The organism is Winogradskya consettensis (assembly GCF_018332715.1).
Lineage (GTDB): Bacteria > Actinomycetota > Actinomycetes > Mycobacteriales > Micromonosporaceae > Actinoplanes > Actinoplanes consettensis.
Genome location: NZ_BOQP01000058.1, coordinates 20,505 through 39,236, shown reverse-complemented (window position 1 = coordinate 39,236; position 18,732 = coordinate 20,505). Strand labels below are relative to the sequence as shown.

At 68.3% G+C, this 18,732-nt stretch carries 22 protein-coding genes; 14 read left to right on the top strand and 8 right to left on the bottom strand.

Annotated elements, in window-relative coordinates:
* Window positions 1–58 precede the first annotated feature (58 nt).
* The 3 genes from Aco04nite_RS44170 to Aco04nite_RS44160 all read left to right on the top strand — a co-directional run bounded on the left by Aco04nite_RS44170 (window position 59) and on the right by Aco04nite_RS44160 (window position 2,384).
* Window positions 59–967 carry a threonine/serine dehydratase gene (locus Aco04nite_RS44170; protein ID WP_213003163.1) on the top strand — a complete coding sequence of 303 codons (909 nt, stop codon included), beginning with the start codon at window positions 59–61 and terminating at the stop codon, window positions 965–967.
* Window positions 931–1,659 carry a hypothetical protein gene (locus Aco04nite_RS44165; RefSeq protein ID WP_213003162.1) on the top strand — a complete coding sequence of 243 codons (729 nt, stop codon included), beginning with the start codon at window positions 931–933 and terminating at the stop codon, window positions 1,657–1,659. Before Aco04nite_RS44170 ends, Aco04nite_RS44165 begins: the two co-directional genes overlap by 37 nt.
* A gap of 125 nt (window positions 1,660–1,784) precedes the next feature.
* A complete protein-coding gene (locus tag Aco04nite_RS44160; protein ID WP_213003226.1) occupies window positions 1,785–2,384 on the top strand; it encodes a DUF2625 family protein in 600 nt (199 codons plus the stop codon).
* Here the strand turns inward: Aco04nite_RS44160 and Aco04nite_RS44155 are convergent.
* Entirely contained in the window at window positions 2,378–2,749 is a 372-nt protein-coding gene (locus Aco04nite_RS44155; RefSeq protein ID WP_280519492.1) for an NUDIX hydrolase, read from the bottom strand. The two genes, Aco04nite_RS44160 and Aco04nite_RS44155, sit on opposite strands and share 7 nt — an antisense overlap.
* 20 nt (window positions 2,750–2,769) lie before the next feature.
* On the bottom strand, window positions 2,770–3,051 hold the full coding sequence (locus Aco04nite_RS44150) for a GNAT family N-acetyltransferase (protein ID WP_308161730.1): 282 nt from the start codon (window positions 3,049–3,051) through the stop codon (window positions 2,770–2,772).
* A 210-nt stretch (window positions 3,052–3,261) separates the two neighbouring features.
* On the opposite strand from Aco04nite_RS44150, the gene Aco04nite_RS44145 reads away from it, so the two are divergent.
* Window positions 3,262–3,840: a hypothetical protein gene (locus Aco04nite_RS44145; RefSeq protein WP_213003161.1), complete on the top strand. Its 579-nt coding sequence runs from the start codon at window positions 3,262–3,264 to the stop codon at window positions 3,838–3,840.
* 15 nt (window positions 3,841–3,855) lie between these two features.
* Window positions 3,856–4,392, top strand: coding sequence for a GNAT family N-acetyltransferase (locus tag Aco04nite_RS44140; RefSeq protein ID WP_213003160.1), 537 nt, complete (start codon window positions 3,856–3,858; stop codon window positions 4,390–4,392).
* Window positions 4,393–4,402: 10 nt separating this feature from the next.
* Here the strand turns inward: Aco04nite_RS44140 and Aco04nite_RS44135 are convergent, their stop codons facing one another.
* On the bottom strand, window positions 4,403–4,885 hold the full coding sequence (locus Aco04nite_RS44135) for a hypothetical protein (RefSeq protein ID WP_213003159.1): 483 nt from the start codon (window positions 4,883–4,885) through the stop codon (window positions 4,403–4,405).
* Between the two features lie 100 nt (window positions 4,886–4,985).
* Between Aco04nite_RS44135 and Aco04nite_RS44130 the strand changes: the two genes are divergently transcribed.
* On the top strand, window positions 4,986–5,759 hold the full coding sequence (locus tag Aco04nite_RS44130) for a GntR family transcriptional regulator (protein WP_213003158.1): 774 nt from the start codon (window positions 4,986–4,988) through the stop codon (window positions 5,757–5,759).
* Complete coding sequence (locus Aco04nite_RS44125; RefSeq protein WP_213003157.1) at window positions 5,731–6,555, top strand: hypothetical protein; 825 nt, start codon at window positions 5,731–5,733, stop codon at window positions 6,553–6,555. The genes Aco04nite_RS44130 and Aco04nite_RS44125 overlap by 29 nt, the downstream gene beginning before the upstream one ends.
* A gap of 27 nt (window positions 6,556–6,582) precedes the next feature.
* On the opposite strand, the gene Aco04nite_RS44120 is transcribed toward Aco04nite_RS44125, so the two are convergent.
* The 3 genes from Aco04nite_RS44120 to Aco04nite_RS44110 all read right to left on the bottom strand — a co-directional run bounded on the left by Aco04nite_RS44120 (window position 6,583) and on the right by Aco04nite_RS44110 (window position 9,510).
* Window positions 6,583–7,644 (bottom strand): type I glyceraldehyde-3-phosphate dehydrogenase, encoded by a 1,062-nt coding sequence (locus Aco04nite_RS44120; RefSeq protein WP_213003156.1) that lies wholly within the window; start codon window positions 7,642–7,644, stop codon window positions 6,583–6,585.
* Between the two features lie 720 nt (window positions 7,645–8,364).
* A complete protein-coding gene (locus Aco04nite_RS44115; RefSeq protein ID WP_213003155.1) occupies window positions 8,365–8,724 on the bottom strand; it encodes a hypothetical protein in 360 nt (119 codons plus the stop codon).
* A 129-nt stretch (window positions 8,725–8,853) separates the two neighbouring features.
* Window positions 8,854–9,510, bottom strand: coding sequence for a DUF4232 domain-containing protein (locus Aco04nite_RS44110; RefSeq protein ID WP_213003154.1), 657 nt, complete (start codon window positions 9,508–9,510; stop codon window positions 8,854–8,856).
* 157 nt (window positions 9,511–9,667) lie between these two features.
* Between Aco04nite_RS44110 and Aco04nite_RS44105 the strand changes: the two genes are divergently transcribed.
* From Aco04nite_RS44105 to Aco04nite_RS44095, 3 genes are all read left to right on the top strand, one after another.
* The gene (locus tag Aco04nite_RS44105; protein ID WP_213003153.1) at window positions 9,668–10,810 is read left to right on the top strand and encodes a hypothetical protein; all 1,143 of its coding nucleotides are present in this window, start codon (window positions 9,668–9,670) and stop codon (window positions 10,808–10,810) included.
* A 96-nt stretch (window positions 10,811–10,906) separates the two neighbouring features.
* Window positions 10,907–11,521 carry a GTP cyclohydrolase II gene (locus tag Aco04nite_RS44100; RefSeq protein WP_203834917.1) on the top strand — a complete coding sequence of 205 codons (615 nt, stop codon included), beginning with the start codon at window positions 10,907–10,909 and terminating at the stop codon, window positions 11,519–11,521.
* A 128-nt stretch (window positions 11,522–11,649) separates the two neighbouring features.
* Window positions 11,650–12,240, top strand: a complete 591-nt coding sequence (locus Aco04nite_RS44095; RefSeq protein ID WP_244876743.1) for a M15 family metallopeptidase — start codon at window positions 11,650–11,652, stop codon at window positions 12,238–12,240.
* Window positions 12,241–12,251: 11 nt separating this feature from the next.
* Here the strand turns inward: Aco04nite_RS44095 and Aco04nite_RS44090 are convergent, their stop codons facing one another.
* Window positions 12,252–13,052, bottom strand: a complete 801-nt coding sequence (locus Aco04nite_RS44090; RefSeq protein WP_213003151.1) for a class I SAM-dependent methyltransferase — start codon at window positions 13,050–13,052, stop codon at window positions 12,252–12,254.
* A gap of 111 nt (window positions 13,053–13,163) precedes the next feature.
* Between Aco04nite_RS44090 and Aco04nite_RS44085 the strand changes: the two genes are divergently transcribed.
* The 4 genes from Aco04nite_RS44085 to Aco04nite_RS44070 all read left to right on the top strand — a co-directional run bounded on the left by Aco04nite_RS44085 (window position 13,164) and on the right by Aco04nite_RS44070 (window position 17,733).
* Window positions 13,164–14,192 carry an aspartate-semialdehyde dehydrogenase gene (locus tag Aco04nite_RS44085; RefSeq protein ID WP_213003150.1) on the top strand — a complete coding sequence of 343 codons (1,029 nt, stop codon included), beginning with the start codon at window positions 13,164–13,166 and terminating at the stop codon, window positions 14,190–14,192.
* A gap of 155 nt (window positions 14,193–14,347) precedes the next feature.
* On the top strand, window positions 14,348–14,551 hold the full coding sequence (locus tag Aco04nite_RS44080; RefSeq protein ID WP_203834913.1) for a hypothetical protein: 204 nt from the start codon (window positions 14,348–14,350) through the stop codon (window positions 14,549–14,551).
* Window positions 14,552–14,651: 100 nt separating this feature from the next.
* Complete coding sequence (locus Aco04nite_RS49865) at window positions 14,652–16,259, top strand: hypothetical protein (RefSeq protein WP_213003149.1); 1,608 nt, start codon at window positions 14,652–14,654, stop codon at window positions 16,257–16,259.
* A 73-nt stretch (window positions 16,260–16,332) separates the two neighbouring features.
* A complete protein-coding gene (locus tag Aco04nite_RS44070) occupies window positions 16,333–17,733 on the top strand; it encodes an RNB domain-containing ribonuclease (RefSeq protein ID WP_213003148.1) in 1,401 nt (466 codons plus the stop codon).
* Here Aco04nite_RS44070 and Aco04nite_RS44065 read toward each other — a convergent pair.
* Complete coding sequence (locus Aco04nite_RS44065; protein WP_213003147.1) at window positions 17,723–18,730, bottom strand: NADPH:quinone reductase; 1,008 nt, start codon at window positions 18,728–18,730, stop codon at window positions 17,723–17,725. The two genes, Aco04nite_RS44070 and Aco04nite_RS44065, sit on opposite strands and share 11 nt — an antisense overlap.
* Between the last annotated feature and the right edge of the window lie 2 nt (window positions 18,731–18,732).

The window sequence follows — 18,732 nt, the reverse complement described above, 5'->3', positions numbered from 1 at the left end:
ATCGCTCTGGTGGGAGCGCGTGGGATCGGGTCGGTCCGCGGTCGTGTAGAACGGACAGGTGATTTCTCGTGACGCCATTGAAGCTGCAGCTCAGCGCATCCAGGGCAGGGCGCGTACCACCCCGGTCTTTGACGCCGGGGATGTGATTTACAAGCTTGAGCTGGTGCAGCACGCTGGTTCGTTCAAGACCCGCGGGATGCTCAACAAGGTCTTGACCGCGGCCGAGCACGGCCTGCCCGCGGCCGGCATCATCGCAGCGTCGGGTGGTAACGCGGGCCTGGCGGCGGCCTACGCGGCTCGCGAGGTGGGTGCCCCGGCTGAGATCTATGTGCCGGTCACGGCTCCGCAGGTCAAGGTGGCGAAGCTGGCCAAGCTTGGTGCCCGGGTGACCCAGATCGGCAATGAGTACGCGGAAGCGTACGCAGCCGCCGTGCTGCGGGCGGAGGAGTCCGGGGCGGTTTTCTGTCACGCGTACGACGACGCTGACATGGTTGCCGGGAATGGGACGCTCGGGTTGGAGCTGCTGGGGCAGGCCGAGTTTGACACCGTTCTGGTTGCCGTGGGTGGTGGCGGGCTGATTGCTGGGGTCGCGGCGGCTTTGCACGGTGAGAAGAAGGTCGTTGCTGTTGAGCCGGTTTCTGCTCGGGCGCTTAATGCCGCGCTGGAGGCGGGGGCGCCTGTTGACGTTCCGGTTTCCGGGGTGGCGGCGGATTCGCTGGGGGCTCGGCGGGTGGGGCGGATTGCGTATGAGACGGCGGTTGAGGGGAAGTTGACGTCGGTCTTGGTGGAGGATCAGGCGATTGTCGATGCTCGGCGGTATCTGTGGGATGAGTATCGGCTGGCGGTTGAGCATGGGACCGCGGCGGCGCAGGCGGCTTTGACCTCCGGTGCTTATGAGCCCGAGGCAGGCGAACGGGTGGTGGTGTTGTTGTGCGGGGCGAACACGAATCCGTCAGACCTCAGCTGACGCTGATCGACCGGGTACGCGAACGGTGTGAGGCCGATCTGCGGCTGGATGCTGCGCTGATGTACGGGTCGTTCGCTCAGGGCAGCGCCGACGAGCACAGCGACATCGAGTTCTGGCTCTTCTTCGCCGACGATCCGGGTGATCCCGCGGCCTGGATCGAGGCTGTTGCCACGCCGCTCTACGTTGTGCTCAACGAGTTCGGGGCGCACGTTGCGTTCTTTCCGGGGCTGATCCGCGGCGAATTCCACTTTGCCACGGTCGACGACATCGCCTCGGTCGCGTCGTGGCCGGCCGCGCCGATCGTGGCTCTCGTGGACCGCCACAGCCGCCTTCCCCATCCGGCGGCGGCGGTGGATTTCGGCGCTGACGTCTGCGGGCGATTCGCCAATTGGCTGCTGCTCGCCCATCACGTCGGCCGGCGCGGCGAGCTGTTGCGGCAGAAGGATGCGCTTGCTCATGCACAACGGCATCTGCTGTGGATGGCACGGCTCGCGGCGGGGCGCATCGAACATTGGCTGACGCCGTCGCGGTGCGCCGAGACCGAGTTGGATGCTGCGGTTGTGGCGCGCTTGGGGCGTACATATATGGATGTGAAGCTGGCCTGGCAGGTCGGGCGAGGCCTGTGGCTCGAGCTTGACCCGAACCCGCCTCGGGCGCTTTTCGACGAGCTCGACCGTGCGCTCGGTGCCTGACCGAACCGGTTCAGAAGTTTACGTGGGTACCCTCTAGACTGCGCCGATGTCGCCGCGTATCGCCTGGGTCCCCGCTGGTTCCGTTGTTTTCCCGGCGTTCATCCGGCGGCCGGCGCGGGCGTCCGATGTCTGATTGCTGGCCGGAGGTCGTCAGGGCGATATCGGCGGCGCCCTATCCCGCGACTGCGCTGCCGGTTGACGCGGCGCGTTCGGCGGCCTGTCTCAAGGCGCTGGGGGTGACGACGAAGTCGTGGCTCGGGGCGGTTGTGGCGAACTCCGGGGGCATTCTGGTCGACCACGGGTGGATCAGGGTGCTGGGTTCGGGCGATGGGGTTCTTCCGGATGTGATCTCTCAGACGGACTCGCAGACCGGTGCGTTGATCGCCGCCTATGACATTCTGGGTGGGCAGTTCGCGTGGTTGCCGCCGGAGCAGGGTGCGCGGCCGAGTATGCATTATTTTGCGCCGGACACCCTGGAGTGGGAGAACCTGAAGCAGGGTTACGGCGAATGGCTCAGCGCCATCATCGCGGGCGGCATGACCGGATTTTACGAGACGCTGCGGTGGCCGGGGTGGCAGCAGGAGGTCGCGGCTCTGAGCCTTGACCAGGGCCTCAGTACGTGGCCGCCGCCGTTCACCACGGAGGGGAAAGACCTGGCCACGGTCGCCCGCAAGGCTGTTCCGATGACGGAACTGCTGTCGTTCTACACCGGCATGCCTCAGTAGATCTCACCGGAATCGGCGAGCGTCCGGATCACCGGATGCAGGCCGGGCGCGCACTTTTCGAGGTCCGCCGACGTGAACCAGGCGGCCTCGGCTATCTCGTCTGCGGGATGCGGTTCGCCTTCTCCGGGGCCGGTGAAACAGATCAGCCGGACCGTTCCAGGTCGGCCGTGCGCGGGCTCGACGAACTCCGCGAACGGTTGCAGGGCGGCGGGGTCCAGACGGATGCCGGTCTCTTCCGCGACCTCACGGATGACCGTTTCGGCCGGCGATTCTCCCGCTTCCGGCGTTCCGCCGGGCAGATAAAACACGTCAAGCCCATGCGTCCGTACGACCAGAAGTCGCCGATCGCGCACGCACACCCACACGACGGCCGTTGTCTCCGGTGCTATTTGACCCTCCTGGTGGAGCGGGCCACGAGCTTCTCGTACTCGGGGTGTTTGTCGAGCCAGCCACTGAGGAACGGGCAGATCGGCACGACGGTCCGATTTTTGGCCCGGGCGTCCTCCATGGCCGCCTTCGCCAGCGCCGACCCGACACCCTGCTCCTCGAAGCCGGGGTCGACCTTCGTATGCGTGTAGGCGACGATGCCGCCGGTCACCTGGTAGGTCAGCACGCCGGCCAGCGCACCCTCGTCATCGTGCGCCTCGAAGCGCTCCTTCTCGGGCACGTCAGTAACGGTGAAACTCACCCCGCCATCCAACCATGACCTCTTCGGCCCGGTGCGTGCCCTGCCGGGCCCGCCTCGGGCTTTCATCGGATCTCCCGCATGGTGCGGGCGCCCGAACCTCGGCGGCGTGATCATGACCTGGGGCGCGTGCGTTACCTGGTGCTTTGACCGTTTGCCGGGGCTCTCCCGGCGAACCTAGGGTCTGCCGCCGTGGATCAACTTGCCAGCGCCTACCTTCTTCGCCAGTACCAGGACGCAGGGAAAGGATTCGACGGCATTCACCAGATGCTGCTGCCGCACCTGCGGGAGAACAGGCATACGGAACCCCGGCCGGCGGATTTCCGGCGGTTGACTTCGGACATCGGGCTGTTGGGTATCGCGGACTACTTCGGGCCGGACCGCTACTCGCCGAACTTTGTCATCGACGAGAGCGTGCTGCTGTCGTACGCCCGGCTGGACAACGAAACCGTCGGGGCGGCCCTGGTCGACGCGGCTCACGACAGCGCTTGTCAGATAATCGTGTCGCCATTGGCGTACCTGTGGATCGCATCTGCCCTGCGTGGCACCGAGGGTGAGCAACGGGCCTATCGGTTTCGGACGCTCGGCGGGGACGTGCGTGAATTGACCATCCGCCAGGTGGAAATCATGTCCCGGCTCGATACGGGTGAACGCGCCGACATCGTGCACACGGCGCTGCTGGGTCTGCAGTACCGATGCGTCATCGGGACGCTGAATCCGGGGGCGTACCACCGGCTCGGCTACCTGCGAACGGTCAACCTCTCCGCATGAATGCAGAATCGGGTCATGCACCCTGTTGCGCTCACCGGCCGCGTAGTCCAGCTTCGCGAATTCCGTCTCGACGACGCGGCATCCGCGCTCGCCGTCATCGGCGACACCAGAGTGACCCGGTGGCTGTCCTTCGACAACCGTGACTATGCCGCGTCCGTCGAGATGATGCGCGGCGCTGTGCAACGCGCGCAGCAGGATCCTCGGACGGAGTATTACCTCGCTGTCACGGCCGCCGACGAACTTGTGGGTTTCGTCCGGCTCGGCCTCGCCGGGGTCAAGGCCGCCAAACTCGGGTACGCGGTCGCGGCCGGCCATTGGGGGAACGGGCACGCGACCGACGCTGCCCGGACAATCGTGGAATTTGGTTTCACCCAGCTCGGACTGCACCGCATCTCGGCGGCGATCGGCCCGGACAACACCGCGTCGATCGCCGTCGCCGCAAAGCTCGGCATGCGGCACGAAGGCCGGATCCGCGACCACGTGTTCACGAACGGGGCCTGGCGGGATTCGGAGCTCTACGCCGTCCTCGCCCCCGAGTGGCAAGCCGGTTGACGGTGGCTTCTCAGGCTGGCTGGGGAAGCTCGCCTACGATTTTCTCCATGACCTGGGCCGGCACCTGCCAGGTCCCCAGGAGGTCTTTGATGTCCGCTCGGTGGCACTGAAGCGCGGCCCAGTTTTTGCCTCCCCATGGCGCGACGCCAGTTATGGCGATGTGTTCCGTGCCGATCTGGAGGTCGATCTCTGAGTCGCGGGGCAGGGTGAGGAGTGCCGCGATCAGTTCGTCGCGGGTTGTCGTGCCGGTTTCCTCACGGGGACGTCGGTAGAGCCTGGAATTGCCGGCGTCGGCGGCGAGTTTGGACAGCGTCAGCGAGAAGACCTCTGCCTCTGCTTTTGTCAGCCGCAACGCGCTGGTGTTGCCGTCCGCGCTCAGGTGGATCTCGATCAGATCCGAGCTGACTTGAGCAGCGGACAAGCTGCCGCACGTTTGGTTGGTGCTTCCGACTTCGATCCGAACCCCCATGGTGGCCCCTTTCTCGTCGTCCATCACTGTAGGTTCGTGAGATGTAGGACGCAAGACGTAATACGTCCATCGGGAGGAGGGCGTAAGATCGGCGGTAAGACGTCTTACAGCGAAGGGCGGGGGCGTGATCGAGAACCCGAAGCCGCAGTACGCCCAGATCGCGGAACTGCTCAGGGCCAGGATCGAGGACGGAACGTACGAGGCGGGCGCGGTGCTGCCCAGTGAGGACCGGCTGGCCGAGGAGCTGGGGGTTTCCCGTGTCACGGTCAATCGTGCGGTGGGGCTGCTCCGGTCCTCGGGGGACGTCAGGGTGAAGCGAGGGGTGGGGACGACCATCCGTACGTTGCCCCAGATCCACCGGGATGCGTCGGCTCGGTACGCCGCCCGGGGGGAGGGCGCCGGCGCGGGGGAAGTCGAGGTTCGCAAGCTCAACCTCAAGTCCCGAACCGACTATCGCAGGATCGGACAGGCTGAGCCGCCCGCTGCCGTCGCGAAGGTGCTCGGCCTCGGTGCGGGGGAGCCGTCCCTGCTGCGCAGCCGCGTGCTCTACGCGAATGATGAGCCGACTCAGATCGCTGACTCGTACCTTCCGTGGTCGGTCACCAAAGACTCCGAGTCGCTGACACAACCGGACGCGGGGCCCGGGGGATCGTACGGTCGGCTGGCTGAACTTGGTGTGGGGCCGGTCAGATTCACCGAGGATGTGACGGTCCGGACCCCCACGGAGGCTGAACAGCGAACGCTGGGTCTGGATGCGGCCCAGCCGGTCTTTCAGATCTGGCACGTCGCCTATACGGCCTCGGATCGGCCGATCGAGGTCTGTATTCACGTGATGCCGGGATACCTGTGGACGCTGCGGTACGGCTGGGATGACGGGCCGGCGCCTGATGCGGGTTGATATCGCCTCCGAGCCGGGGTCGGCCTCGCGCGCGAACGAGGACGCCGGTCTGCACGTCGGGGCATTGGTCGGTGTCTTCGACGGGGTGACGAAGCCGCTGGATATCGATACGGGCTGCGAGCACGGCCCGGCTTGGTACGTCCGGCGTCTTACTTCCCGGCTGCGTCAGGTCGTCGAGCAGGAGCCGGGGGATTCGCTGGCGTCCAGTCTGGCCGGCGCGATCCAGCGGGTACGTGCCGACCACGGCGGGCGCTGCGACCTCGACAATCCCGCCACCCCGGCGGCCACCGTCTGCCTGCTTCGTGCCGGGGTCGGCGTACTCGAATATCTCATTCTTTCCGATTGCACCCTTGTGATCGATCAGGGGCGGGTCGTCACCGCGCTGACCGATGAACGCTTCATGACCACGATCGCCCGGCTCCGCGTGGAAGCGCCGGCCGGCACGTTCCTCAAGCCGGTTCCAGGCAAGTACGCCCTGACCAACAAGCCCGGAGGCTATTGGATCGCGGGGGCGAATCCGCAAGCGGCGAATGAGGCGGTCACGGGTCGGTTTGCCCTGAGTGGACCTGAGCGGGTTCGTCGTGCGGCCCTGCTCACCGACGGCGCATCTTGTGCCGTCGAGCAGTACAAGATCCTGGACTGGCGGCAACTGCTGGACGTTTGCACGCAGGACGGCCCGGGCGAGCTGATCCGGCTGGTGCGGCAGACGGAGACGGCAGACCCCGCCGCCGCCACGCATCCCCGTTACAAACAGCACGATGACGCCACCGCCGCCCTCTGCGTATTCGAGGAGTAGTCCCCGGCGGCGGGCTGAGGTGGGGGCTCAGACGGTGGCGGTGTGGAGGCGGGCGCCGGCTCGGGCTGGTTCTCGTTGGCCGAGGAGGCGGGTGAGGTCGAGGAGGCGGTGGGAGAAGCCCCATTCGTTGTCGAACCAGCCTCGGACTTTGAGTCTGCCGTCGGCTGTGGTGCGGGTGCCGGCGGGGTCGAACATTACTGAGGCGGGGTTGTTGAGGACGTCTATGGAGACTGTGGGGTCGGGGTCGTAGTCGATGAGGCCTCGCATGGGGCCTGCGGCGGCTTCGGCCATGGCGGAGTTGACCTCGTCGATGGTTACTGGGCGGTCGATGAGGCCGCTCAGTTCGGCGAGGGAGCCGATGGGGGTGGGGACGCAGTAGTAGGTGTGGCAGATTTCGCCCAGGCGGGGGAGGGCGACGCTGACCAGCTCTCCGGCGACGTGGTCGTGGGGGATGATGCTCTGGTTCATGGCGCGGCCGAGGCGGGGGTCGTTGCGGGAGGTGCCGGTCGACTGGTCGTGGCCTCTCTGCCAGCCCTGGATGGCCAGGACCACGGAGGTGTTGACGCCGTGGAGGCCGAAGCGGTCGAGCAGGACCTTGGCCATCATGGAGAGGGCGTTGACGCCGCAGGAGGCGGGGGAGACGACGTCGTGGCGGGCCGGGTCGTACGTGTCGTGGTTGGCTCCCCAGATCAGGAAGGCGTCGGGGGTGTCGGCGGAGGCGCTGATGAGGACCTTGCGGGCGCCGCCGTGGGTGATGTGGTCGCGGGCGACGTCGCCGGTGCGGAAGCGGCCCGTGGCCTCGATGACGACGTCGACGTCCGCGTCTGACCAGGGGATGCGGCTGGGGGACTGTTCGTGGAAGACCCGGACGGCGCGGTCGTTGACGAGCAGGTGGCCGGGGCGGGTCTCGACCGTTCCGGGGAAACGGCCGCGGAGGCTGTCGCGTTTCAGGCCGTACGCCAAACGGTCCGCCGGGGCGATGTCATTAATGGCGGCGACCGTGATTGCGGGATCGACGGTCTGGTTCACGATACGCATAACGGATCGTCCGATTCGGCCGAATCCGTTGATGCCCAGTCTGACAGTCACCAGAACTCCTCGGGGCCGCTCGATCAGAATGACGTGACCGTGCGGAAAAGGTACCCGTGAAAAACCCGCGGTCACATACCAGACACTATGAGTGTGCAAGTTGCACGTCAACCGGAGTGCCCGGAGTGGATGCTCACAGCCGGGCACCCGGGCGGCGCGGTCCGGGAGGCGCCTGATAGTCCTCTGCGGACAGTGCCGTTCACCTGCCAATTCGGCCAGTTCCGGACCGGTTGGTCAGTGTTCGGGTGGCTCGCTCGGGTCCTGGCGGGGCTGGAAGGGGCGCGCGCTCGCGGGCGGACGGGTCACCGGGGTGTGACCAAATCGGCTGTCACGCTGCGCGAAGGCCGTGTAATGCCTGGTGAATGCTAATGGGATGCATTATCCAGCGCCGTTGTGCCAACTATTTCAGGGCGGCCGGGATCGGCTCCGCGGGACGCCGGAAGCGGGATTCGCACAGTGCGCCGTCCGTTTCGCGAAAGCGGAAGACGCATTTCGCGCGTCCGGGATCACATCAGAACGGGATCACACAGCAGGGATCGCATCTGGACGGGGTCACGCGAGGACCGCGATCACGCGAGGACCGCGGTCACGCCGGGACGGGGTCACGCCGGGACGGGGTCACGCCAGGACCGTGATCAGGCGAGTGCGGGCGAGGGCGAGTGCGAGGGAGGGCGAGGGCGAGGGGGAGATATGCGCAGGGTGGGATCACGTGGGGCGGAGTTAGACCAGGATGCTGAGTGATTCCACGGCTGCGGCGGTGAAGTGGTAGACGGCGTGCCCGTGGTGGTGGCTCAGCAGGCGGCCGACGCGTTCGCGGTCTGCGCGCCCGGCGGGGACGATGAGCAGGACGTGGCCCTGCTGGCGGCCCTCGAGGTAGAGATTCATGATGGTGGTGTCCCGGCCCCAGTCCTGCAGGCGGCACCGGTCCGGCTGCTGTGGGCGTACTGAAAAAGGGGCGAAACCAGCGGCCAGGAGTGACGCGACCGCGGCCTCGGCATGCGCCCGGTCGGGGAAGAGACCGGCGACAGCGTCGATCGGACGAGCGATGAACATCGGGATCGCCTCCAGCACAACCACCAAGTTGCCCGCAGACTATGGCGGGGTGGGTGCTGTCCGGAACGAGGCAGGCGGATGCCCGACAGAAGTGCATCGGACCTGCCACCGTGGCGGTGAAACACGCACGGCGACAGGTCTGCGGCAAAGTATCTCTTACCAGGCGACAACGCCCTGACGGTCCGGCTGCAGCGAGCCGATCTGCAGCGAGCCCATCGTGATGTTGCTCTTCTCGGGTGCCGGGAATCCCTCGAGCTCGGCGACCTTGCCGTCGGTGTCCGCCTCCAGGTTGAACCGGAGCGTGTTGCCGGTCGGGCAGTCGCTGCTCCCCTTGTCGCAGTTCTTCCACTTGATCCCTGCCCAGGCGGACCCGCCGGCCTTGAGCGTGGTCGCGGTCGGGGCGCCGGGCTGCTCGACCTTCTCGGTCTTCACCTCGACGACCTCGCCGGCGGCGTTCACGAGGGAGAACGAGGCCCAGCCGTCGACCTCGCACACGCTGCCGCCCTTGTTGGTGAGCTGGACCATCGCGGTGCTGGTGCTGCCACCCTCCGAGGGCTGCATACCGACGACCGCGGACATGTCCTGCGTACGACAGGCGCCGATCTTTTTGCCCGCGGGGGCGGCGGGGCTTTCAGAAACGGCGGGGCTTTCCGAAACGGCGGGGCTTTCCGAAACGGCGGGGGCAGAGGGGGCGGCGGGGGAGGAGGAAAAACCGACGGGGGAGGGGGAAGGGGTGCCGGCGCAACCTGCCGCTACGGCGGCGATGGCGACCGCCGGCAGGAGGCGGAGCAGTTGGCGGGCGGTGGAACGCATGGGGGATCCCTTCGTAGGTGGCCTGACAGCTGAAGCCTGCCCTGCCGCTCACGGCGTTGATCGCCCGTTGTGCCCGGCTGGCACGAATCTGGGAGTGGGGGCTGAGCGTTGTCGAGAAACGGTCCCGGGGTGGGTTGATGTCCGGAATGCTGAGGGGATGGCCGAGGAGGACATTCAGATCAAATCGGTACGTCAGTTCCGCCGGTTCGCGCTGGTGGTCTGCCTCGCCGGTGCTGCCGTGCAGCTCGGGCTCACCGCCTATTACCTGGGCATGGGGCATGCGGCGACGCCGCGTGACGTACCTGTCGGACTGGTCTCGCCGCAGAGCAAGGAGGCGGCGGTGGTGCAGTTGCTGGAGAAGGACGGGGTCTTCAAGGTCACGGTCTACAAGTCGATGCTGGATCTCGACATCGGCATCCACCGCCGGGAGATCTACGGCGGGGTGGATGTCTCCGAGGCGCAGCCGCGGCTCTACATCGCCAGCGCTGCCGGGTCCGCGGCGGCCGCGCTGCTGCGTAACACCTATCTCAGTGTCATCACGCAGCAGAACACCGAGCAGCTCACGGCGCTCGCCAAGGAGGGCGAGACGATCTCCGTCGCGCAGGCGCAGCTGCTCGCGATCCCGCCGCCGATCACGGATTCGGTGCCCCTGCCCGCCGACGACGTCAACGGCGCGTCACTGGGCTTTCTCACCCAGGCGCTCGCGCTCGGTGGCACCATCGCCTCGGTCGGGCTGGGGCGGCTCATCCCGCGCACCCGCCGATCCTGGATAAGAGCGACAGGCCACCTCACCACCTTGTTTGTGTACGCCCTGAGCTCGGCCGCCGTGGTCATGTGGTCGATGAGCTGGTTCGGCGTCGGCACCGGGGCCAACCACACGCACCTGTTCTTCATCTTCGCCCTGCTCTCGCTCGCGATCACGGCCTCGACGGCGGGGGCGGTCGCCGTGCTCGGTCCCGGTGGTGCGCTGCTCGGGATGCTCTACTTCACGTTCGGGACGGTGATCTCGGGTGCCAGCATCCTGCCGGAGTTCCTGCCGGACTTCGGCCGGGTCGTCGGCGAGCACCTGCCGACCGGGGCCGGCGTGCAAGCGGTTCGTGACGATCTCTATTTCCCGGCCGCGCCGCTGACCGCGCACCTGCGGGTGCTGGCGCTCTACGCGGGCATCGGGTGCCTCCTTGTGCTGGTCACGAACCTGCTGCCGAACCGCAGCGACCGCATCTCGGAACTCGATCTGGAGGTCCGGGACCGGATCGAGGGCAACGACGTGCACGAGCCCGCGACAATTCCTTCGCTGTGACTTGATCCGTTGTGACGTTTGGCTCGTGGATCCCTTAACAAGTGCGGGGTACGGTCGATCCGTACTTGAAGCATCAAGTGCTAAGGGAGTCGCGACATGTCTCTGGGTATTCGCAGCCGCGTCACCGTGCCGCTCAAATTCGCGGACGGGTACGCCACGACGGCCGAAGTGATCACCTTCGACGGGCTCGCCGACGGCAAGGAGCACCTCGCGCTCGCCCTCGGTTCCCCGGCGCCGGGCAGTGTGCCGCTCGTGCGGCCGCATTCCGAGTGCATGACCGGTGACGTGTTCGGATCGGAGCGCTGCGACTGCGGCCCCCAGCTGCGCGAGGCGGTGGAGCGGATCACCGAGACCGGGGGCTACCTGCTCTACCTGCGGCAGGAGGGGCGCGGCATCGGCCTCTACGCCAAACTCGACGCGTACGCGCTGCAGGACCTCGGCATGGACACGTACGAGGCGAACCGGGCGCTCGGGCACGCCGACGACGAACGTGACTACACGGCGGCGGCGCAGATGCTCAGCGTGCTCGGCGTCACCGAGGTCGACCTGCTGACCAACAACCCGGACAAGGCCACCCAGCTGCGCACCCTCGGCGTGGACGTGCGCGCGGTCCAGCCGACCGGCGTGCACGCCTCCGACGCCAACGTGCGTTACCTGCAGGCGAAGGTGTCGCACACCGCGCACACGATCGACCTGCCGCTGGCGGTCTGACTTCTGCGGTTGCGGCTCAGGGATCGTTCGGTTGCGCCGAAGAGAACAGGCAACGGCCGGACTGACTTGGGGGCAACGCTGTGGGGATCGAGGGCGTCAACAGTCGCATCGCGAGCATCCAGAGTCGCATGATCGCGCTGCAGACCCAGCAGGCGACGAAGCCCGCAACGACCTCGACCACCACCGGCGCCACCACGAGCACCACAGCCTCAGGAGCCTCGTTCGCCACGGCTCTGGCGAGTGCGATGGGTACGCAGACCGGTGCGGCCGCCGCGTCCACCGCCCCCGCCGCCGACAAGTCGTACACGTTGAACAGCAAGGGGATTCCGACCGAGTTGGCGGCGTACGGAAACGGCAAGATCCCCGCCTCCGCGCTGGAGAAGGTCGGCAGCACCGGCCACAAACTCTGGGCGCCCGCGGCGCAGAACCTGAACCAGATGATCGCCGACGCCAAGACGCAGGGCGTGACCATCGGGATCACCGACTCCTACCGGCCCTACGAGGAGCAGGTCGACCTCGCGAAACGCAAGGGCCTCTACTCGCAGGGCGGGCTGGCCGCCAAGCCCGGCACCAGCGAGCACGGCTGGGGCATGGCGACCGACCTCGACCTGAACTCCAAGGCGCAGGCCTGGATGCGGGAGAACGGTGAGAAGTACGGCTTCCACGAGAACGTCCCGCGGGAGCCGTGGCACTGGGCGTATCGCCCGAAGACCTCCTAGATCCTTCTTTCTCAGGCGCGCAGGATCAACTCGCCGTGCAGCAGGGACATCCAGCCGTCCGGGTCCTGTGACCAGGTGAGCCAGCCGGCGGAGATGCGGTCGAGGTCCTCCTGCTCGGCCGCGCCCGAGGCGAGGGCCTGGCCGGCCATGTCGGATTTGAGGATGCGGTCGGCCCACAGCGTGCCCCACCAGGCGCGGTCCTCGTCGTTGGCGAAGCACCAGGTGCTCGACGTCGCGGTCACCTCGGTGAAGCCGGCGGCGTGGGCCCAGGAGAGCAGCCGGCGACCGGCGTCGGGTTCGCCGCCGTTGGTGCGGGCGACGCGTTCGTAGAGGTCCAGCCATTCGTCGAGCTCGGGCAGCTGGGGGAACCACGTGAAGGCCGCGTAGTCGCTGTCACGGACCGCGACGATGCCGCCCGGCTTCGTGACGCGGCGCATCTCGCGCAGGGCCTGGACCGGGTCGCTGACGTGTTGCAGGACCTGGTGGGCGTGGACGACGTCGAACGTGTCGTCGGGAAAGTCAAGAGCGTGCACGTCGCCGACCGCGAAGTCGACGTTTGCCAGGCCCCGCCCCGCGATCTCGGCGCGGGCGAGGCCCAGTGCCCCGTCCGTCATCTCGAGGGCGGTGACGCGCCCGGGTGTGATCTGCGTCGCGAGGTCGGCGGTGATCGTGCCGGGCCCGCAGCCGACGTCGAGCAGGGTCGCGCCGGAGGTCAGGTGGGGCAGGAGGTGGCCCGCCGAATTTTCTGCGGTGCGCCAGCGGTGGGAGCGCAGGACCGATTCGTGATGCCCATGTGTGTAGACAGCAGCCATGTCTGCGACGCTACGTCCGCGTCTCGAATATCGGGAGCAAAATCCTGAAATATGAGATCGACCCGAAAAGCAGATTTCCGTACGCGCAGTTGGGGCCGTAGCTTTGTGCGCATGAGGATCGGCATTGTGGGCGCGACGGGACAGGTGGGTGGCGTCATGCGCCGCATCCTGGCCGAGCGCGATTTTCCCGTTGACCAGCTTCGGCTCTTCGCGTCCGCGCGCTCCGCGGGGCGGACCCTGCCGTGGAAGGACGGTGAGGTCACGGTCGAGGACGCCGCTACGGCGGACTTCACCGGCCTGGACATCGTCCTGTTCTCGTCGGGCAAGGGCAGCTCCAAGGAGCTCGCCCCGAAGGTGGCCGCGGCCGGCGCGGTCGTCATCGACAACTCGTCAGCCTGGCGGATGGACCCGGACGTCCCGCTCGTGGTCGCCGAGGTGAACCCGGACGCCGCGAAGGTCCGGCCCAAGGGCATCATCGCGAACCCCAACTGCACGACGATGGCCGCGATGCCGGTGCTGCGCCCGCTGCACGACGAGGCCGGCCTCGTCGCGATGGTCGCCACGACCTACCAGGCCGTCTCCGGCGCCGGGCTGGCCGGCGTCGCCGAGCTCGACGAGCAGGTGAAGAAGGTGGCCGATCGCGCCGCCGAGCTCACCCACGACGGCGGTGCGGTCGAGTTCCCGGCGCCGCGATCCTTCCCGCGCCCCATCGCGTTCAACGTCATCCCCCAGGCCGGCTCGATCGTCGACGACGGTCTCGGCGAGACCGACGAGGAACAGAAGCTGCGCAACGAGAGCCGCAAGATCCTCGGCATCCCGGAGCTCAAGGTCTCCGGCACCTGCGTACGGGTGCCCGTCTTCACCGGCCACTCGCTGCAGGTGAACGTCCGCTTCGCCCGCCCGCTCAGCCCGGCCCGCGCGCTGGAGCTGCTGGCGGACGCGCCCGGCGTCGAGCTTTCCGACGTGCCGACCCCGTTGCAGGCGGCCGGCAAGGACCCGACGTTCGTGGGCCGCATCCGCAACGACGAGACGGCGGAGAACGGCCTCGCGCTGTTCCTGTCCAACGACAACCTGCGCAAGGGCGCCGCCCTCAACGCGGTCCAGGTCGCCGAGCTGATCGCCGCCGAACTGCGCGGCTGACGGCTCTTCCGCCTTTCCGAACGCCCCCGCCCGTTCCCGGGTGGGGGCGTTTTTGTCGTTCCTTCGGGGGGTCTTCCGGACGTTCCATTGTGGAAAAAACGGGCTTTTTGCCTGAATCGGTAGCGCATGGTCGTTTTGAGGTGCACAGTGATGTCATGAACGACAGTGGGCCCGGCGGCGGCTACTTCTGGTGCCTCCGCCACAAGCGGGTCGAGTCCGGGGACGACGTGTGTCCCGCTCAGTTCCGGCTCGGTCCGTACTCCTCCGCCGACGACGCCACGCGGGCACTCGACAAGGTCGAGAAGCGCAACGCGGAGTGGGATGCCGAGGACGCCCGCTGGACCGGGGAGGTCAGCTAGGCCGGCTGGGACACCAGTCCCGGGACACAGTGTCCAAGCCGGAATCTTCGGTCTCCAGGCGGAGACGAGCCCGCAGTCATTCGCAAGGAGGAACTTCCCCATGCCCGCTACCAAGAAGGCCGCCCCGGCCCGGGCCGCCGCGACCCGAGCCACGCCGGCCCGGGCCGCCGACGCCGATGCCGGATCAGCTTCGGTCAAGAAGCCCGCGGCCAAGCCTGCCGCGGTCAAGCCCGGTGCTGCCAAGCCCACTGTTCTCAAGCCCGTTGGTGCTGCTGGAACCAAGTCCGCCGGTGCCAAGCCTGTCGGTGCCAGGCCTGTTGGTGCCAGGCCCGCCGGCGCCCGGACGGCCGCTGCGGCCAAGACCGCCTCGGCCGTCATCAAGACCACGGTGCCGAAGCAGTCCGCAGCCAAGACTGCCGCCGCGAGCAAGACTGCCGCCGCGAGCAAGCCTGCTGCCGGGGTCAAGGCTGCTGCCGGGAGCAAGACTGCTGCTGGGGTCAAGACCGGGGCCAGGGCCGGCACCGCTAAGACTGCTGCTGCCAAGACTGTCGCCGGTAGTCCGGCTGCGGGCAAGCCTGCTGCGGCGAAGTCTGCTGCCAAGCCGGTTGCGAAGCGGACTGCTGCCGCGGCCACGTCGACGGCGGGCAAGACGACGACGGCGCGGGCTACGACGGCGGTTAAGAAGGCGACGGTGGCTAAGACGACGGCGGCGAAGAAGACGGCTGCTGCCAAGACGGTCGGGGCGGCGAAGCCAGTGGTTGCCAAGGCTGCTGCTGCCAAGGCGACTGCTGCCAAGGCGACTGCTACCAAGGCGACTGGGGCCAAGAAGACGGCTGCGAAGAGGGCGGCGGCCAAGGCTACGGCCTCGCGGCCCGCTGCCAAGAAGACCGCTACGCGGCCTGCCGCCAAGAGCACTGCAGCGAAGTCGACGGCCGCCAAGAAGGCGACGGCGGTCAACAAGACGACTGCCAAGGCCACCGCGACGAAGGCCACCGCGACCAAGCGCGCCGCGACCAAGGCGACGGCCGCGAAGAGCGCCCCGGCCAAGAGTGCTGCGGCCAAGAGTGCTGCGGTGAAGAGCACGGCGGCGAAGAGCACGGCGGCCAAGCGCCCGGCGGCGAAGAGCGCGGCTGCTAAGTCCGTGGCGGTTAAGTCCACCGCGGCCAAGAGTGCGGCGGCCAGGTCGACCGCGGGCAGCAGTGCTGCCAAGGTGGCTGCGAACAAGGCTGCTGCGGCCAGGAAGACGGCTGCGGCGGTCAAGGCTGCCGCTGTGGCCGCGAGCAAGGCTGCCAGCGCGGCCAAGGCCGGTGGCGGTGGCGGTAGCGGCAGCGGTGGTAAGGCGACCGCGACCAAGGCGACCGCGACCAAGGCCACAGCGGGTAAGGCGACGGCGGGTAAGGCTGTCAAGAGCGCGGCGGCCAAGCCCACGGCGGCCAAGAGCACCGCTGCGAAGAGTGCTGCTGCCAAGAGCAAGGCGGCCTCGGGGAACGCGGGTGCAGCCAAGGTTCGCACCGGGGGGACCGCGGCGGCTGCGCGGAGTGCCAAGGCGGGGAATGCCCGGCCTGCGGCGATGAGTAAGAACTCGGCGACGAATGCTGGGCGGGTGGCCAAGCCGGCGACGGCGGCGGCTGCGCGTAAGGCTGTGGCGGCGGGGAATGGGCGTACGGGAGGAACGACCTCGGGGCGGAAGGCTACGGCCAAGCGCTGATATCGGGTTGTGGGGAGGGCCGTGCCGGTGGGCGCGGCCCTTTTTGCCGGCCGGGGCGTGTTAGGAATGGGGCGTGCCCATTGCCCGAGTTCGTGCGCCCCGGATTGACTTCTCCGTCCTGCGGGCGGAGCTGGAGTTGCCGGCGGAGTTTCCGGCTGCTGCCCTGCGGGAGGCCGAGGCGGCGGTGAGCCTGCCGTTGCCGGCCGTTGATCGGACCGATGTTCCGCTGGTGACCGTTGACCCGGCGACGTCGCGGGATCTCGATCAGGCGGTGCATCTCGAGCGCCGGGACGGGGGATTCCGGGTTCGGTACGCGATTGCTGACGTGGCGTCGTACGTGCGGCCCGGTGGGGATCTCGAGGCGGAGACGTGGGTGCGGGGGCAGACCATCTACCTGCCTGACGGGAAGGTTCCGTTGCATCCGGCGGTGCTGAGCGAGGGTGCGGTGAGCCTGCTGCCGGATGTCGACCGGGCTGCGGTGCTGTGGACGATCGACCTTGACGCGACCGGGGCGATCATGGGCGTCGGGGTGGAGCGGGCGCGGGTGCGGAGCCGGGCCAAGCTGGATTACGAGGGGCTGCAGCGCGCTGTTGATGCGGGGACGGCGGATGCGGCGGTGGCGTTGCTGCCCGAGGTCGGGGCGTTGCTGGCCGCGCGAGCCGCTGAGCGTGGGGCGGTGGATCTGCCGTTGCCGGAGCAGGAGATCGAGCCTGACGGGGACGGGTGGCGGCTGGTGTTGCGCGCGCAGTTGCCCGTTGAGGGGTGGAATGCGCAGATCTCGCTGCTCACCGGGATGGCGGCGGCGTCGTTGATGCTCGGTGGCGGGGTGGGGCTGTTGCGGACCATGCCCGGGCCCCGGCCTGAGGCGGTCACCAAGTTGCGGGCCGCAGCCGGGTCGCTGGGTGTCGGATGGCCGGAGGGTGCCTCGGTCGGTGCGGTGGTGGCGTCGGTTGATCCCGGTGATCCACGGGGGGCCGCGTTTCTCGATCAGGCCGCGGAGTTGCTGCGCGGGGCGGCGTACACAGCGTTTGACGGGGTGGCTCCGGAGTTGATCTCGCACGGTGGGGTCGGGGCGCCGTACGCGCATGTGACCGCGCCGCTGCGGCGTCTTGCTGACCGTTACGCCACCGAGGTCTGCCTCGCGTTGCACGAGGGGCGTGCTGTTCCGCAATGGGCACGGGAGGCGTTGCCGAAGTTGCCCAAGGCGATGGCGACCACAGACCGGGTCGCCTCGGCGGCTGCCCGGGGTGCGGTGTCGCTCGCCGAGGCGGTGCTGCTCGCGGACCGGGTCGGGGAGACGTTCGAGGCGGGGGTGCTCGATGTGGACGAGAAGCGCGGCGGTGGGACGGTCGCGATCGACGACCCCGCGGTGCAGGCCCGCTGCGAGGGTCAGCTTCCGTTGGGTACGCGGATGCTCGTACGCCTGAAGGAAGCCGACCCGAAGACCCGCAGCGTCCTGTTCACTACTCCGTAGCGACGTCGATCAGGATCTTGCCGACCGTCTCCTGCTGGACGGCCGTGTGCGCGTCAGCGGTGGCGGCGAGCGGGTAGTAGTGCAGCGGCAGGCCGTGCTCCTCGCCGACCGGCAGCGCCCCGTCGCTCAGCGCGGCGCAGATCGCCTCGCCCGCGAGCTGCAGCGCCGGCTCGCCGACCGTGTAGAGGATCAGGAACTGCAGGCGCGCGTTGATCATCATGAGCGGGCGCACGTCGACAGCGATCGTGTCGCCCGCGTAGATCGCGATGGTCGCGTGGTTGGCGGCGACCGCCTGGTTGAGCTTCGCGTTGGCGCCGGGCGCGACCTCGACGATCAGGTCGACGCCGTCCGGGGCGACCGCGCGGATCTCCTTGGCGGGCTCGCCGTCGCGGTAGTTGATCGCGTGGTGCGCGCCCGCGGCGGTGGCCAGCGCGGCCTTCTCCGGGCTGCTGACCGTGGTGATGACGGTGGCGCCGGCCCAGCGTGCGAGCTGGATCGCCGCGTGCCCGACCGCGCCCGCGCCGCCCGCCACCAGGACCGTCCGGCTGGCGAGAGCGCCGGGGAAGAGCCGCTGCGGACCGTTCTCGGCGACCGTCAGCGCCCGGTGCGCGGTGACGGCGGGCACGCCGAGGGACGCGCCCACGTCGTACGAGATGCCCTCCGGCAGGGGGAAGGCATGGCCCGCTGGGACGACGGAGTATTCCGCCGCCGTCCCGAACGGACTGCCGGCCGCGGCCAGCATCAGCCAGACCCGGTCACCGGGCTTGTGCGTGGTGACGTCCGCACCCACCGCGTCGACGATCCCGGCCCCGTCCATGTTCGGGGTGATCTCGGGGAACGCGAGCTCCCCGGCCGAGCGCCGTTTCCAGTCCGTCGGGTTGACGCCGGAGCGCACGATCCGCACCCGGACCTGATCCGGCCCGGGCTCGGGAACCTCGCGCTGCACGAGGCTCATGACGGACGTGTCGCCGGTCTCGGTGAAGACGATCGCCTGCACGT